This window comes from Butyrivibrio sp. MC2013 (genome assembly GCF_000424585.1).
Classification (GTDB): domain Bacteria; phylum Bacillota; class Clostridia; order Lachnospirales; family Lachnospiraceae; genus Butyrivibrio.
This window is the reverse complement of the sequence record NZ_AUKE01000022.1, coordinates 1-16,952: the sequence shown is the minus strand read 5'-3', so window position 1 is coordinate 16,952 and position 16,952 is coordinate 1. Positions and strand designations below refer to the sequence as shown.

Annotated in this window: 9 protein-coding genes, 1 rRNA gene and 1 other RNA gene; 10 read left to right on the top strand and 1 reads right to left on the bottom strand. The window is 45.8% G+C overall.

Annotation, left to right across the window (positions count from 1 at the left end):
• Window positions 1-12 precede the first annotated feature (12 nt).
• From G636_RS19655 to hisS, 8 genes are all read left to right on the top strand, one after another.
• Window positions 13-6,831, top strand: coding sequence for a DUF5057 domain-containing protein (locus tag G636_RS19655; RefSeq protein WP_051226951.1), 6,819 nt, complete (start codon window positions 13-15; stop codon window positions 6,829-6,831).
• A gap of 108 nt (window positions 6,832-6,939) precedes the next feature.
• On the top strand, window positions 6,940-7,617 hold the full coding sequence (gene hypB / locus G636_RS0111595; protein WP_026508189.1) for a hydrogenase nickel incorporation protein HypB: 678 nt from the start codon (window positions 6,940-6,942) through the stop codon (window positions 7,615-7,617).
• Between the two features lie 80 nt (window positions 7,618-7,697).
• Window positions 7,698-8,360, top strand: coding sequence for a hydrogenase nickel incorporation protein HypB (hypB, locus tag G636_RS0111590; RefSeq protein WP_026508188.1), 663 nt, complete (start codon window positions 7,698-7,700; stop codon window positions 8,358-8,360).
• Complete coding sequence (locus tag G636_RS19650; RefSeq protein WP_051226949.1) at window positions 8,357-9,211, top strand: class I SAM-dependent methyltransferase; 855 nt, start codon at window positions 8,357-8,359, stop codon at window positions 9,209-9,211. Before hypB (G636_RS0111590) ends, G636_RS19650 begins: the two co-directional genes overlap by 4 nt.
• Window positions 9,212-9,240: 29 nt before the next feature.
• The gene (locus G636_RS0111580; protein WP_026508187.1) at window positions 9,241-10,023 is read left to right on the top strand and encodes a Nif3-like dinuclear metal center hexameric protein; all 783 of its coding nucleotides are present in this window, start codon (window positions 9,241-9,243) and stop codon (window positions 10,021-10,023) included.
• 76 nt (window positions 10,024-10,099) lie between these two features.
• Entirely contained in the window at window positions 10,100-11,746 is a 1,647-nt protein-coding gene (locus tag G636_RS0111575; RefSeq protein WP_026508186.1) for a nucleoside kinase, read from the top strand.
• 45 nt (window positions 11,747-11,791) lie between these two features.
• Window positions 11,792-12,144, top strand: an RNA gene (gene rnpB, locus G636_RS19665) — RNase P RNA component class A.
• A gap of 69 nt (window positions 12,145-12,213) precedes the next feature.
• Window positions 12,214-13,479, top strand: a complete 1,266-nt coding sequence (gene hisS / locus G636_RS0111565) for a histidine--tRNA ligase (protein WP_026508185.1) — start codon at window positions 12,214-12,216, stop codon at window positions 13,477-13,479.
• Window positions 13,480-13,906: 427 nt separating this feature from the next.
• Here the strand turns inward: hisS and G636_RS18355 are convergent, their stop codons facing one another.
• Window positions 13,907-14,683: a 4'-phosphopantetheinyl transferase family protein gene (locus tag G636_RS18355; RefSeq protein ID WP_035779614.1), complete on the bottom strand. Its 777-nt coding sequence runs from the start codon at window positions 14,681-14,683 to the stop codon at window positions 13,907-13,909.
• Between the two features lie 284 nt (window positions 14,684-14,967).
• On the opposite strand from G636_RS18355, the gene G636_RS0111555 reads away from it, so the two are divergent.
• The gene (locus tag G636_RS0111555; RefSeq protein WP_026508184.1) at window positions 14,968-16,275 is read left to right on the top strand and encodes an HlyC/CorC family transporter; all 1,308 of its coding nucleotides are present in this window, start codon (window positions 14,968-14,970) and stop codon (window positions 16,273-16,275) included.
• A gap of 506 nt (window positions 16,276-16,781) precedes the next feature.
• Window positions 16,782-16,952 (top strand): 16S ribosomal RNA (locus tag G636_RS0111550); the annotation flags it as partial.

Sequence of the window (16,952 nt, the reverse complement as noted above, 5' to 3'; positions counted from 1 at the left end):
ATGAGGTTGTTGATGAATAGAGTTTTCAGAAAAAGTAGAAGAATACTAAGAAGACCTGCTGCTAAAGCTATTATTAGCAGCGCTGCTGCACTTGCTGTGACTATTGGCCTTGCAAGCTCTGCAGTCATGGATGCCAGCGCTGCCGCAGGAGTGTTTATCGGCATAGAGAACTCAGCGACCAAATTCACAGGTTCTGATGCCTTTAGGATTGTGGAAATAGCTGACAATGACGAAGAAGCCTCTATTGGTTATCTGGCAGCAGGCTATGAACCCTTCAGAAGCTTTGATACTGTGCTGAATGAGATAAAGACAGAGGGTAATGACAGGGACCAGGATCCCACTGATTCACTGGGTAAGCTCATCGGTCAGCTCCAGAAAAACGGTCTTCTGGGTGACAAGAGGGGTAATGACCAGTCTCCTGTCCATCCCCTTTATTACGATATGGCTCCTTATGAAGGAACAGCTCCCGGAGAAGGAGCTTATAATGCCTTTACAGTCAATAAGGGCACTGGCCTTATGGGTAGGGACCTTGTAAAGGGCTGGTATGTGCCTGATAATAGCGGAAGATATTATGAAGAAGACCTCTCCGGCAGCGTGGAGCTGGGACTTCAGACATCTAAGCTCTCCGGCGTTGAGCTTACAAAGGGAGGCACTGCCTTGGTTCATCTGCCTGATAATGCTCAGTCAGGCAGTTATAAATACAGCTGGTCTACTGATGACAGCTTGGTTGCAACTGTAGATGGAGACGGCACCACTGCTGCGATCACAGGTGCCGGCGGCGGAGTGACCTATGTTACCTGCAAGGTGGTAAACGGTGATAATCTTGTGGGCTATTACTACTGCGTAGTCAGCGTGGAAGGACCTATTGATAGGGCGCTGAAGCTCAAACTCAGCAGCAAGAATCTCTACTTGAAGGAAGGCGAACAGATTCCTGAAACTCCGTCCAACGGCGGCAGCTGGAGTGCTTCTGATGTTGCTCTTATGGTCAGCCTTGACGATGATTCCAAGGAGTTCGAAGATAGTGACATTCTCTATACCTGGACGGTTTCTGATGAATATGAAGACGCTGATGTTGTAGGTCTGTTTGACCTAAATAATCCCGAAGAAACTGTGAGCAAGATCACAGCAAGCAGTATAAATGCCGTTGGAGTAAGGGCTTTGGGATCCCAGCACCAGACTGCCAAGATCAATGTCACAGCCACAGCTTCATATAAGGGTGTTGAATACAGCTCTGAAATAGTAAGCTGTAAAGTTCGCATTGTTGAAGGCGTTTATTTTGATCCTGATGAAATTGAGTTTGATAGCAATAATCCCACTGCCTCGTATTATCTGAATATCATTTCGGAGAATCTGACTACTGAACAGGGACTATTGGTCGGAGGTAGTACATCCTCATATGAAGTAGAGGGTGATCCGGGATTGATAGGCGCAACTTCCATAACTGTGTTTGGTCAGAATAATAGTCAGGCAACAGTAAATCTTGTTGGCGATCACTCGGATATTACCGGTGTATTATGTCAAAACGCAGAATTTAGGGTAACTGTTGACCCGTCTTATATTGCAAAGCTAAAGATTGGTCAAACGGCCAGTTTTTCACTAACTATAAGTAATGGGGATATTGAACTGACAGAGACCTTTACTTTCAAGGCTTACGCACCGGAGAATGCTGAATTAAGACCATCTTTTACAAATTCCGAGGATGCTTCGCTTAATGATGGCACGCTTACTATAAAGAAAGATAATACAAGCTATGAGCTGGGAATCACATATATATATGATGAAATTAGTCAAGAGATTGCTGTTATAGAAATTACTGCAGCAGATGGAAAAATAAATGCCTCTATAAAATCCAAGGAAGATATTGTTAGTATAGTAGGACTTGCAAATAATCTGGAGAGTGGAAGTACTTCCAATACAACAGTAGAATATGGCGGATTGAAGTATTCGTTTACTATCCAAAACAGTATCTATAGTTCCTCAGATATTACCGTTCCTGGCGATGGCGGGAATGCTTCAGGTGGAAATAATAGTGGGGGAAACGGCTCCGGTGGTGGCAACTCACAAACCGGCGGAAACGATAATTCCTCAGGAGATGATAACTCCGGCGATAGCGGCAGCGGATCCGGTACAGGAACAGGCGAAGGCGGTTCTGAGTCAGGAGATAGCGGAACAGGCACAGGCGGCACTGATTCCGGAGAAAGCCTGGATGGTTCAGGCTCAGAAAATGGCGGCTCCGGTGATAATGGAAGTAGCTCAGGAAGTGGCACATCAGAAGGAGCTGGTACTGGAAATGATACCGGAAATGATACTGGAAATGATACTGACTCTCATACTGATACGGATACTACAGGCTCATCTTCCGATGAAGGCGGAGCTATGGCTGATCCTTCCATCCTGGATAGGATAAAAGGGGCCTTTACATTAAAAGCCCATGCCAGCTCGGCATCAGGCTCAGCTTCAGAGGATGATAGTGATGACAGCTCTTCACGCATGGTCATGAGCTTTGCTCAGGATAGTGCACTATTATCCGGTAAGACCAGATATAAGTTTGTCATTGATAAGCCTACGGGAACAGCTCTTGATACTGCTATACCCGGCTACGGATATGCGACATATACTATTTATAATAATGAGTGGTTCAAACAGTATGTATTTGGCGTGACAGATGCAGGCAAGAAGAAGGCTTTTAACCTTCAGATATCCCTTGTGGATCTCTCTAGGCTTCCCGAGTCTGTATCAGACAGGAAGTCTGCTATCATGAAGGCTTCCCAGTCACCTGATATCGTCTATATCTCCGCAGACGGTATTAAGGATGACTGCGTCATTGCCAATCTTGATGGTATATCGGACAGAGCTATCAGAGATATAGACCCTGATAATGCAAGGCTCTTTATGACTTATTCTGATAAGTATGAGGGTGCTCATGCGGCTCTGGGGCTTTATACAGGTGTGATAGTCAATTATGATCTTTATGGCAAGAGGAATAGCTCAAATGCTGCATCTTCCCTGCCTGTGCTCTATAGCCTCTCTACAGGTCTCATGTCAGATATTTCTGCAAGAGAAGAGATCATCAGCTCATGTGACTTTTCTACAGATGCAGGCAGGCAGAGCATTATCTCCAAGGCTACAGGAGCCTTTAAGGCTCTTAATTCCTCCAGAGACGGCAATTATGCACTGGGCAATGTATTTGTGGTGAATTATGCTGCGTCCAAATTTGCAGATTCAGCCTCTGCTTCTTACAAGGACAATCCTATTGCAGATATTGCCAATATGGATTTTAACAGCGCTTTTACATCTGCTGAGTACGGCGCAGGCTTTTCCGGAGTATATCAGTTTATAACAGAGGAGAATATCAGACGTCAGACGGACAAAAAGGACTCCATGGATGCAGGCTTTATCAGTCCTGCCATAGTCATCCAGTATATACTCCTTAATTCCGAGTCCCATGCCCTGATCTACAAATCTACTATAAGCGTTTTGGAGCTGGAGCCCTGGTACTGCTTTAGATATTATGAGCCCGGCGCTGCAGAAGACTCTGTTAATCAGAGGCGCAGGACTGAGGCATTTGCAGAGAGCTTTGCTCCTCAGTTTGCAAAGTACAGCTATGACAATAATACTCTGGCCGGTATAGAGAATCAGATCAAGATCACCGGTATGAGCATGAACCAGTTTGTGGGCAATATTGGAGATATTTGCGAGGAGTATGACCTGATCTTCATAGGTACTCAGGGTGTCAAGACTGCTATCAGTCAGGCTACTGACAGGATTGATGGTGAGAACAGGACTATCGTGAGGATCACTGACCAGATAGGCTCGCCTGTTATAAATATCAATGATAAACAAGAGCTTAATGGTGTCAGGTGCCTTAACGGCGCAGGCCCTCTTACCACAATAGACGTATCCGGCAAGATCTGGGATGGCAGCAAGTGGACAGGAAGCGCTGAGGACAATTCTCCCAGCACAGCCACAGCTTATGACAACGGACAGGAATATGTCTGGAATAAGAGTCTTGGCTGTTGGTACAGGACCAAGTATTATCCTGTTTACAACAACACCTCAATGAACGGCGTAGTATACGCAGGTGTTGGCGATACCATCGTAGAGCCTAATGATGGCAATTCTCTCTGGTATAACTGGAACAGCTCCAATGGTTCTGCGCTTACCTATTCAGGTATAGATATTACAGACCTGCAGCTTCCTGTGTTCAAGAATTACCTGGATCTGGGTTACCCCATCATAGTATCCAATGACTTCTTTAGCTATGAGAATAATGTGGTATCGGCCAATCCCGACAGGATCAGCCAGGGCAACGATCAGTTCATCTCTTCAAATGGAGAAAATAAATATATTGGAACACTGGACCTTAATTCCAATATATACAAGCTGGTGGACTATGCCAGGACCAAGGATAACTCCGGCGGCAAATGGATAGACAGGTCTTATCAGAATATCATGACTGAGTATGAGGCCATCTACTATACCAATAATGAGATAGAGGGCAGAAAATCCCTGACCGACTGTCTTAATACTGCAAAACTCACACTTAACCTTACAGGTCAGCCTACTCCTTATACAGCTGTGATGAAGGGCACATCAGGACCTGACAGTTATATCCTGGATCCGGCCAGCTGCCAGTACCTGGAAAAGGATCCTGATGGCTCCTATTATCTGGATTTTGAATTTAATATCACAGATATAGCCAATGTAACACCGCTGTCCACAAATTACCGTGTGCAGCTCTATCTGGATTCCAATTCCGACGGAAGATTCTCGGGATCTACAGATGATGGTAAGAGTGAAGCCAGAGATGAGGGCTCTACGGAAGAGATCACCCTGACATCAGCCAATATAACTGATTCATCAGGGGCAGGGGTGAATCCTTCTGCGCTCCTTGCTTACAACTCCTATCACATCAGGAGAAGGCTCCCTGACGGATACTTTGGCTGTATACCCTGGAAGCTCAAGGTGACTATGAACGGATCGGGATCATCCATTTATTCCCATGATTCCGAGATCGGTATGACTGCGGTCATCCCCAGAGGTCAGCCCAATGTCAAGATCAATGTCCTGCAGATAGCCAGTAAGTACTGGATCAGTAATGATCCCAGGAATTGTAACCTCATGTATCAACAAAAGATCAATACTGAAGGCTACTGGTCCAGGATGCTCAACAATGTGCCCGGATATGATATCAACCTTGTCACCATTACCAATGTTGACTTTGCAAACAGCTACAAGAATCCCAAGAAGGATTCTGAGGGCAATGTCATACTCCAGGGAAGTGAGCTCTTGGAAGATGGTAGCTATACAGAATACAAGGCCTTTGACGTGGATGATCCCGATAATGAGAAGCCGGACTGCCTCTATGACTACGATATGGTCATCGTAGGCTTTGAGGATTCCTATCCCAATATCCCCAGTGCCGAAGCTATCAGGCAGCTGGTAGGCTTTGGAAAGAGCGGAAGGTCCATGCTCTTTACCCATGATACTTCATCTTGGTTCTGGGACAGGGATGATGGCCTGGATGCCTACTATGGCAGGGATAGTTATTATGGGGAACATCCCAGCGAGGTCGCAGGTAAGGACAATCTGGAGGGCTGGTGGCTCTACAACTCCACAAGAGGCGGCTTTATCAGCTCCTATCTGAGTAATGCCATCAGAGACCTGACAGGTATGGACCGCTTTGGATATGTAGGCGACGGCAATGCCCAGCACAGCGATTATGCCACAGTCCATGACAAAGAGTATCCTGTTAACAGTACCGACTATTCTGCTGTACCGGATTCCATTTTGGTTGGAGCTTCCTATTCTGAGCTCTATCCGGGCTATGATCAGATAGAATATAATGCCGGTATGGGTAAGGGCTATAGAAATGAAGGTACCAGCAGAGTGCAGAAGTGTAATGACGGAGCTATATCCTCATATCCCTACAGCATTCCTGATGATATGCATATAGCAGAGACCCACTCTCAGTACTACCAGCTCTTTTTGGAACTGGACGAGGACAATGACAAGGATTCCGATATCTCAGTATGGTATACACTGGGCGGAAATGCAGATTATAACAAGAGCCGTTATGGTATCAATCCTTATGACACGAGAAACAATTACTATATCTATAACCGCGGTAGTATCACCTACTCCGGAGTGGGACATCAGTCTGTGACAGATACTCCTCAGGAGATACAGCTCTTTGTTAATACCATGATCGCTGCCTATAATGCCGGCGTACGTGCTCCTGTTGTGACTATCAATGACAAGACCTACACGAGGCAGATGAACAGGGATGTGCTTCCCTTTGACTCGGATATTTCGGGCCAGATAGTGCAGGAGGCAGAGGATAATACCATAGGCGATGTGGCAAGGCAGGCTGTCATCAAACAGAGCGCCCAGTTCTCTGACTACTATGTATACTTCACGCCCAACGACCTGAATGTTTCCAAGTATCCTCATTGGATGAATTACAATTTCTATGTGGGCTCATCCAGCAGTGGCAGGGAGTCAGGTGCCTTTGATGAGAACGACAGGCTCTCCCGTTATACCACGGATTATCAGCTGCAGATACTCTCCGGCGATGAGTTTGTAGACTGGACTGATTCAGTGGCCAGGAGCTATGGCCTTGAGAGCCACACTCAGCTTAAGAGCGGAGAGAGGTACAGGCTTAGGATATCCATCTATGATCTGATAAGGGCTGGCCTCTTTAAGGATACGGATAACCTGGATATCTATATCTCCTGTACTGTTACTCAGCAGAGGGAAAAGAATTCGGTATCCGTACCGGGAACTGCAAGGCTCAGCATCAGTCACCAGGAAATGTTTGATCTGGATTAAAGCTTATATGGATCCCCTGCTTCCTGACGGCGGCAGGGGATCATTATGTGCAATAATGAGGGATTTGTGCTATCTTTTTTATAAGAAAAGAGGAAACTGGGAGGAAATATGTCAAACAGAGATTTTGAGATACTTGAGACCAAGGAGAGAGTCCTGGCAGATAATGATAAAGAGGCGCAGAGAGTACGTGACATCCTGAATGAAAAGAAGATCGTGCTGATCAATCTTATGGCTTCTCCGGGAGCAGGCAAGACCACTACTTTGGTGAGGCTCATAAGTGACCTGAAGGACAGGTACAGGATAGGAGTCATGGAAGCAGATGTGGATTCTGATGTGGATGCCAGGACTGTAATGGCGGCAGGCGCCAAGGTCATCCAGCTTCACACAGGCGGGAGCTGCCATATGGACGCGGACATGACCCGCAGGGGCCTTGAGGGCCTGGGAGTCGATGATCTGGACATCGTCTTTTTGGAGAATGTGGGTAATCTGGTATGCCCTGCGGAGTTTGACGTAGGTGCTGACAAGAGGATCATGATCCTGAGTATTCCTGAGGGAGATGACAAGCCCCTTAAATATCCTCTTATGTTTACAGTCAGTGATCTGTGCATGGTGGGCAAGATGGATACAGCTCCTGCCTTTGATTTTGACATGGATGCTTTTTGCAGGAGGGTTCATGAGCTTAATCCTGCTGAAGAGATATTGCAGGTATCAGCAAGGACAGGTGAGGGCTTTGACAAGCTGGAAGATTGGATTGTGAGCGTTATTGAGACCAAGAAAGCAAAATGACAGGTGTAGGCAGTGAGAGATAGTGATTTTCGATCATTGATAATGACGCCTGATGATATGCAGACAACGGAGGTTATATAGTGAAAGTAATAGAGCTTAATAAATCAGTTACAGAAGATAATGATGAGGATGCCAGACAGATCAGGGAGGATATGAGACAAAAGGGCACTCTTTTGGTCAATCTCATGTCATCACCGGGATCAGGCAAGACTACACTTCTGACCAGGATCGTCAGTGATATGAAGGATAGGCTTAATATAGGCATCCTGGAAGCAGATATTGCTTCTGACGTGGATGCTATAAGAGCAGAGCAGGCAGGAGCCAGGGTCATCCAGGCTCATACAGACGGCATGTGCCATATGGATGCTCTTATGACAAAAAAGGCCATGGACGAGATGGGAGCAGAGGGTATGGACCTGATCTTTTTGGAGAATGTAGGCAATCTCATCTGCCCTGCGGAGTTTGATACAGGTGCAGGCTGCAATCTCATGATACTCTCTCTTCCCGAAGGAGATGACAAGCCTCTGAAATATCCTTTGATGTTTCAGGTCAGCGACGGACTGGTGATTACCAAGACTGATACAGCGCCTTACTTTGACTTTGATATGAAGGCATGCAGAGAGCGTGTACTGGCCCTTAATCCGGATATCAGGATATTCCCTGTATCAGCCAGGACCGGAGAGGGAATGGATGAGCTTGAAGCCTGGCTTGAGGAGAAGATAGCTGACTGGAGAAATAAATGACAGACAAGAGATTACCAAAGATATCCCTGCGCCTTAGGACTGTCTGTGACATGGTAGATATGGGCAGCAGGGTGGCAGATGTGGGTACGGATCACGGTTTCGTACCCATTACCCTTATTATGGAGCAAAGGGCGGATCATGCCATAGCCATGGATGTGCGCAAGGGCCCTCTTGAAAGAGCCGCCGGGCATGTATCTGAATATGGCCTTACAGACATGATAGAATGCAGACTCTCCGACGGCCTGGAGAAGCTCATGCCCGGTGAGAGCAACACCCTTATCTGTGCAGGTATGGGAGGCGTTCTTATGGAGAGGATACTCCGCGATGGCTGTCCTTATGACAAGGGCATAGAGACTCTTGTTTTAGAGCCTCAGTCCGAGCTTGAGAGCTTTCGAAGATTCCTGAGAATAGAGGGCTATGAGATCATAGACGAGACTCTTGTCTTTGAAGAGGGCAAGTATTATCCCGTGATCAAGGCGATATATAAGGCTGTAGATGATAAGGCTGATAAGCTGCCTTTGTCTTATAGGAAGATGATAACAGAGCTTTTGGCTGCTATGGCAGGAAAAAGGGACATCTCATATGGAAGCGTCTCTGATGGCGAGCATTTTTGCACTACCGTGGATGATATGAAGGGTGAGACGGGATTATTAGTCTCTGTCTGCGACTCTTTTGGGCCTGTGATCCTGGCCAAAAAAGGCGATGACCTGCGCAGGCTCTTAATGCACTCTATAGAGGTATGTGATACAATTTTAAGTAGATTAGAAGCTGCAGATCGCAGAGAAACAGAGCGTTATAAGGCTGTCCTTAGGGAGAAGAGGATGGCAAGCGCTGCTCTTTGTGTCTATTAAAATCAGAGGCCTATGGGGGGAGGTAAGTCATGAGGTGCGGAGATATCATCGATCATCTTGAAAGTCTGTCACCTGTTTCTTTTGCAGAGGAATGGGATAATGTAGGCCTTTTGGCAGGCCGTAGGGAGAGGGAAGTCAGACGTATATTTGTTGCCCTGGATGCCACTGATGAGGTGGTTGATGAGGCTGTCAGACACGAGGCTGATATGCTCCTGACTCACCATCCTCTTATTTTCAAAGGTATCAGGAAGGTCAGTGATGACGACTTTATCGGCAGGCGCATAGTACGCCTCCTTCGCTATGATATCAGCTATTATGCCATGCATACCAATTTTGACGTAATGGGAATGGCAGATGCGGCAGCTGATGAGATGAAGTTAGAGCGCAGAGAGGTACTGGATGTGACCTATGAGGATGATATATCCAGAGAAGGTATTGGCAGGATTGGGGATCTTGAGAGGAAGATGACCCTGATGGAATGTGCCAAATATGTGAAGGAGTGCTTTCACATAGGCAATGTGCGAATGTACGGCGAGCCCGGTCAAAAGGTGCGCAAGGTCGCCATTTGCCCCGGATCGGGGTCCGGTTGTATAGACAAGGCCATTGCAGGTCATGCAGACGTCCTCATTACAGGTGATATAGACCACCATGATGGTATAGATGCTGTGGCAAAGGGGCTATCAATAATTGATGCAGGTCACTACGGCCTTGAGAAGATATTTATCCCTTACATGAGAGATTATCTTCACAGAGAACTGCCGGAAATAGAGGTGCTCTGCGCTGAATACAAAGCCCCTTTTGCGGATATCTGAATACGACATAGAACTGCATCCATGCAGTTCTGAGCAAAAAATGGAACAACAACAGCTTATTTGACGGGAGGTGCCTATGCCTACACTTATCATCCAGGGAGAGAAAAGAGACTACGAGAAAGGGACCAGTTTTGAACAGATTGCCAAGGAATATCAGGTCAGATTCAGCAATCGTATAGGCCTGGTGATCTTCAATGGCAAGATCAGAGAGCTGTTTAAAAAGGTGGAAAAGGACGGCGTATTATCTTTTATCACCATGGACGATTCCATCGGCCATAAGACCTACAGCCGTACTGCAGTCATGATGCTGATCAAGGCTGCGCACGATGTTGATGCTAACATCAGGACCAAGGTTGAATTTAAGATTGGCTATGGATATTACTGCAAACTGGAAGGCGTGGACAAAGTAGACCAGTCTCTGGCTGACAAGATCCAGTCCAGGATGGAAGAGATGAGAGATCAGGCTATCCCTATCACCAAGAGGACCTATCCTGTCGCTGAGGCTATTGAGATTTTCAGAAAGCAGGGCATGGAGGACAAGGTCAAGCTCTTCCATTACAGGAGAGCCAGTGAGATCAATGTCTACAGGTTTGATGGCTTTTGCGATTACTTCTATGGTTATATGCTCCCTAATACTTCCTATGTGGAGCATTTTGAGGTCAAGCTCTATCATGAAGGGATAATGCTGGTACTGCCTCCTTCATCCTCACCTTCTCAGATCAAGCCTTTTGCGCCCAGGGAGAAGCTCTTTGAGCAGATGGCCATGGCTGACGAATGGGGAGCCATGATGGGCATAGACAATGTGGGCGACCTTAACGAGGCTATCTGTAACGGCAAGGTATCTGATATGATCCTGGTGCAGGAGGCTCTTCAGGAACATCGCATTGGCCAGATCGCTGAGAAGATCTATAATAACCCTTCTATCAAATTTATCATGATAGCGGGACCTTCATCTTCGGGCAAAACATCTTTTTCACACAGATTGTCCATTCAGCTTCGGACCTTTGGTATGAAGCCACATCCCATCGCTCTGGACAATTATTTCAAAAACAGGGTGGACACTCCAAGAGATGAGGACGGCAATTACGATTTTGAATGCCTCGAAGCCATGGATGTGGAGCAGTTCAATAATGATATGGAGAAACTCCTTGCAGGTGAAGAAGTGGATATGCCCACATATAACTTTATCAGCGGCGAGAGAGAATACAGGGGAGATAAATTACAGCTGGGACCTGAGGATGTGCTGGTAATAGAGGGTATACATGGTCTCAATGACAAGATGAGCTATCGTCTTCCCAAGGAGAGTAAGTACAGGATCTATATTTCCTGTTTGACAACACTTAATGTTGATGCCCATAACAGGATCGCAACCACTGACGCCAGACTTATCAGGAGAATGGTCAGGGATGCCAGGACCAGAGGTGCCAGCGGTAAGCGCACTATAGGCATGTGGCCCTCTGTAAGGCGTGGCGAAGAAAAATATATATTCCCCTTCCAGGAATCAGCCGATGAAATGTTTAACTCATCCCAGATATACGAGCTGGCAGTGCTCAAGATCCACGCAGAGCCCCTTTTGTTCTCCATTACCAAGGACGACAAGGAATACTTTGAAGCCAAGCGCCTTTTGAAATTCCTGGATTATTTCGTAGGGATAGATTCTGCAGAGCTGCCCAGAAATTCAATCATCAGGGAATTTGTAGGCGGATCGGCATTTGATGTCTGAGCAGTTTGACAATATCTTTCAAAAGAGGTAAATTAACTAATTGTGTGAGTAGGCTGGATGATCGCGGCTGCAAGTCCCGCAAGGGCGCAGGTGAGGAAAGTCCGGGCTTCGCAGGGCAGGATACCGGATAACATCCGGCGGAGGTGACTCCCGGGACAGTGCAACAGAGAGATACCGCGTTAGCTAAGGCTGGCGTAAGGGTGGAAAGGCAGTGTAAGAGACTACCGTGCGGGTGGTAACATCCGTAGCCATGTAAACCCTATCCGAAGCAAGACCAAATAGAAAGCCATGAGTCGGCCCGGCTCGCTTTCAGGTGGGTCGCTTGAAGCACTTGGCGACAAGTGTTCTAGATAGATGATCATCCCAGACATAACCCGGCTTACAGGCCTACTCACTTTTTATAATAATACCGCACCTGCTGCGGCTTACCGGAGCTTACTTAATAATACATTTAATCGGAGAAGACAATGGCACTTATCAAGAAACCTGTTACAGGAATGAAGGACGTGCTTCCTGCAGAGATGCAGCTAAGGGATTACGTCATCGGAGTTATCAAGGAAACATACGCAAATTACGGCTTTACATCCATCGACACTCCCTGTGTGGAGTCCCTGGCTAATCTTAATTCCAAGCAGGGCGGAGATAATGAGAAGCTGATCTTCAAGATCATGAAGAGAGGCGAGAAGCTCAGGCTGTCTGAGGCCAAAGAGGAAAATGACCTTACAGATTCAGGCCTTCGTTATGACCTCACCGTACCTCTTGTAAGATTCTATGCCAATCATGCTGCAGAGCTTCCTTCTCCTTTTAAGGCTCTTCAGATGGGATACGTATGGAGGGCTGACAGGCCCCAGAAGGGCAGATATCGTCAGTTTATGCAGTGCGATATAGATATTCTTGGAGAAGCTTCCAATCTGGCTGAGATAGAGCTGATCCTGGCTACTACCACTACTCTTGGCAAGCTGGGCTTTAAGGGCTTCCAGATCAGGATCAATGATCGTCGTATCTTAAAGGCTATGGCCGCATATTCAGGTATTAGCGAAGAGAACTACGATTCAGTTTTTGTTACTCTGGACAAGATGGACAAGATAGGCCCCCAGGGCGTTAGCGCAGAGCTTCTCGAATCAGGCTACGCTGCAGAGATTGTTGATAAATACCTGGGACTTTTTGGGGAACTTGAAGAGAGAAAGGGCATTGAAGCTATCAGATTTATTGCTGATACAGTTGGCGAATATCTGGAAGAAGGCGCAGCTGATAATCTTAACGAGATAATTTCCAGCGTTGATGCCAATAAGGCTGCTGAATTTGAAATGGTATTTGATCCTACTCTGGTACGTGGTATGAGCTATTATACAGGTACCATATTTGAGATAGCTATGCCTCAGTATGGTGGCAGTTGCGGTGGCGGCGGAAGATATGACAAGATGGTAGGCAAGTTCCTGGGACAGGATACTCCTGCTTGCGGATTCTCTATTGGTTTTGAACGTATCATCATGATCATGATGGACGAGGGCTTTAAGGTGCCCGGAGCACCCAAGAAGACTGCATACCTCATTGAGAAGGGAGTTGGCGGACAGATGCTCTCTGATATCCTGGGAGAGGCTCAGAAGGCCCGTATGGAGGGTGAGCAGATCCTGGTAGTCAGGATGAACAAGAACAAGAAATTCCAGAAGCAGCAGCTTACAGAGCAGGGTTATACGGAGTTTAGGGATTTCTATAAGAATCCCCTCAACTAAGCTGTGTAATGGATTTTGAACAGATCATAATATGAGTCAGAACCTCGCGTCAATATTTAAGCCGGTTAATCCCTATATGATAGCGCTGTTTATATGATCAGCGTGGTCATATGGGAATGGACCGGCTTTTGTATTTTCTTATTGGCTTTTGCGCTTTGCTTATCTGCAAGTTTATTTTCGTATGTCTGTAGTCCTATGAATTTATTTTATGACGTAAGGGTCAAAAGTCATTTCGATTCGAGCTTGCTCGAAATCGAATATGAATTTATGACCCGCAAAACATGAGCAAAGTAGCACGTAGTGCGGATTTGCGAATGTTTTAGGATTGTGAGAGTTTCGAAGAAACGGAACAATCCGTTAGTCATAAGGTGTCAAAAGGAACTTTTGACACCTACCTCATTTTATGTGAGCCATTATTTTGGTGCGCTTATATTGCTGCGATGCAGCATACATATCCATCCGGTGCAGGCGGGTAGCTGATGGGGATGATACCGTTATCGGGAAGCTGAGTCTCCTTGGTTATTTTGTCTGATACTTTGACAATAGCGGCGTTGGGATCAGCTTCATAGGTAAGGTTCTCTGTGAATAGACCGCTCCCTACTGCCTTGGAGGCTGCTTCTTTTGCAGTCCAGATCTTATAAAAGGCGGTTTCTTTATTATTTGAACCGGATATATAGTCAAGCTCGCTTTCTGTATAGAATCTGCGCGCTATAGAGTCGGAGTTCCTTACAGAGCAAGTCTCCTGGATATCTATCCCTATGCTGCCGGTGTGTTTGTCCTTGGTAGAACCGATGGCAAGAGCTACATAGTCACCGGAGTGTGACAGGGAAAAGGGAATATCCCTGCGCCCCACAAGATACGGCTTGCCATAGGGGCCAAATTCCACTTGTGCAGGAGCTGCCTTGCTATCCCTTAGTACTGAGAGCAAATGATCTGCACAGAGCATGTGCTCATCCATAATATCAGGGAGGCTCATCCTGTCACCGGACAGAGCATATATTGCAGTCATCATAAGAGACCCTGCCATGGACCTTAATCTGTCCTTTTCAAACTTGAATCTAAGAAGCTTTTCAAGGCGCTCTTTTGATATATAAGGCATATATTTACTGTAGCGAGCTGTAAAGTCGTCGCCGGATACCTGCCTTTCTTCTACTTGTGCAGCGGATATAAAGTTGTTAATATCAAAATAGTAGTATCTAAGCATAATGATCCGTATGAAAAAGCGTTAATCTGTGTTCATATAACATATTAGCAGATTAAGTCTGGTGATGATATCTGTTTTTTGCTGGCTTTTTTTCGTATATTTGTCGCATATTTGACGGCATCTTAACCGGTATCTTTGTCAGTATCCTAACCGGTATCTTTGCCGGCATCTTTGCCGGCATTTTTGCCGGCATATTTGCCGTTGGATCTGTGCTTATAAATACCACCGATTTTATCTATCCATATATATATTTGCTAAGAATATGAAAGGCTGGAGCTTATATCATGAATAATTCTACAAAGACAGTGATCCTTTGGCTTGTGCTCCTTGTACTGCTGTTTTTGTCATCCTTTTTCAGCGGAGCGGAGTCTGCCTTTTCCTCTGTTAACAGGATAAGTGTCATGTCTCTTGCGGATGACAAGGACAAAAAGAATAAGAGAGCAGGCACTGTTATCTATATCCTGGATAACTATTCCAAGTTTCTATCCACAATCCTGATAGGCAATAACATAGTAAATCTTTCGGCATCTGCCCTTGCTACAGTGCTGGTCACAGACCTTTTTGGCAGTGCATTTATAGGTCTTGGTACAGGCATACTGACAGTGCTGGTCCTGATATTTGGGGAGATCACGCCCAAGAGCGCAGCTACCGCCAGATCCCTGGAGACCTGCCTTCGCTATAGCAGTATTATAAGGAGCCTTATGACAGTGATGACTCCTTTTGTGGTAGTGGTGGATGCCATGGCAGGCGTGGTACTGGGCCTTCTCCATATAGACAGGGATCAGCGCAGTACCATTACAGAAAAGGAGCTTAGGACCTATGTGGATGCAAGTCACCAGGACGGCGTCATCGAGTCCGAGGAAAAGGACATGATCATCAACGTGTTTGATTTTGGCGATACGGTGGCCAAGGACGTTATGATCCCCAGAATTGACATGTCCTGCGTTTCTGCAGATGCTTCGTATAAAGAGGTAAGGGATGCCTTTCGTAAGGATATGTATACAAGACTTCCTGTCTTTGAGGATAACCAGGATAATATTATAGGTGTTATTAATATCAAGGATATATTCTTTGTCAAAGACAAGGATAATTTTCATGTAAAGAATTATCTTCGCAAGGCTTACTATACATACGAATACAAGAAAACCGCTGATCTTCTCGAAGAGATGAGGGAAAAGGCCTATAACATAGCCATGGTCCTGTCTGAGTATGGTACTACAGTGGGCATGGTGACTCTCGAGGACCTTCTTGAAGAGATAGTGGGTGAGATCAGAGATGAGTATGACCAGGATGAAGCTCTGCAGATTCGCAATGTGGGAGAAGGTAAATATATCATAGAGGGCGCAATGAAGCTGGATGATATCAATAATGCTCTGCATACGGATTTTCAGAGTGAGGATTATGACTCTATAGGCGGTCTGATGATAGGTCAGCTGGACAGGCTCCCTTATAACAGAGAGGTTGTGAAGCTGGATAACGGTATCACCCTTGCAGTAAGAGGGATAAAGCAGCACAGGATCATGAAGGTACTCATGACAATACCTCAAAATACGGAAGAAAATACAGAAAAAATGAATGAAAATGCAGAGTAATATGCTGTATTTAGTATTCTTTCTCACAGCTATAAGGGTTTGATGCTTGTGCTTTTTATGCAAACATTCATGATTAAATCGCTATTCCGAGATTAGTGCTTACGGAATAGCGATTTTTGTATTTTTTTGTCAAAAAGTGTTTGACTTATCCCTTGTATAGTCCTATAATCATTTTTGCTGCCGGTGAAACGGACAGGATGCAGGACCCCTTGAGGCCGCTCCCGAAGCGAATTTGGCAGCATTATCGCTTCTCAAAAAGCGATAAAATAAATTCAAAAAGTTCTTGACAACAAGAACGAAATGAGTTAAAATAAAATACGTTGCGGCTCACGAGAAACAAGAGCCAAGACAAAGCAAAGCAGAATGAACTTTGACAACTGAACAGCAATGCAACCCTGAAGATTCCAAGCTTCTAATAAGAAGCAAAGTTATTTTCAGAGAACCAAAACCAAAAGTAAACGGAAAGCAGAATTACAGCTAGTGTAATTCTGAACCGAATCGAATTTTAAAGTGAGAGTTCGATCCTGGCTCAGGATGAACGCTGGCGGCGTGCCTAACACATGCAAGTCGAACGGAGTTGCTCGCTGATGAAGCTTCGGCAGAATCTTGAGTAACTTAGTGGCGGACGGGTGAGTAACGCGTGGGTAACCTGCCTCGTACTGGGGGATAGCAGTTGG

Excerpts from the sequence above, each read along its gene's own strand:
- G636_RS0111575 (WP_026508186.1), top strand. The coding sequence starts at position 10,100 with ATGCCTACACTTATCATCCAGGGAGAGAAAAGAGACTACGAGAAAGGG.
- hypB (WP_026508189.1), top strand. The coding sequence starts at position 6,940 with ATGTCAAACAGAGATTTTGAGATACTTGAGACCAAGGAGAGAGTCCTG.
- G636_RS0111555 (WP_026508184.1), top strand. The coding sequence starts at position 14,968 with ATGAATAATTCTACAAAGACAGTGATCCTTTGGCTTGTGCTCCTTGTA.
- G636_RS18355 (WP_035779614.1), bottom strand. The coding sequence starts at position 14,683 with ATGCTTAGATACTACTATTTTGATATTAACAACTTTATATCCGCTGCA.
- hisS (WP_026508185.1), top strand. The coding sequence starts at position 12,214 with ATGGCACTTATCAAGAAACCTGTTACAGGAATGAAGGACGTGCTTCCT.
- G636_RS19655 (WP_051226951.1), top strand. The coding sequence starts at position 13 with ATGAATAGAGTTTTCAGAAAAAGTAGAAGAATACTAAGAAGACCTGCT.
- G636_RS19650 (WP_051226949.1), top strand. The coding sequence starts at position 8,357 with ATGACAGACAAGAGATTACCAAAGATATCCCTGCGCCTTAGGACTGTC.
- G636_RS0111580 (WP_026508187.1), top strand. The coding sequence starts at position 9,241 with ATGAGGTGCGGAGATATCATCGATCATCTTGAAAGTCTGTCACCTGTT.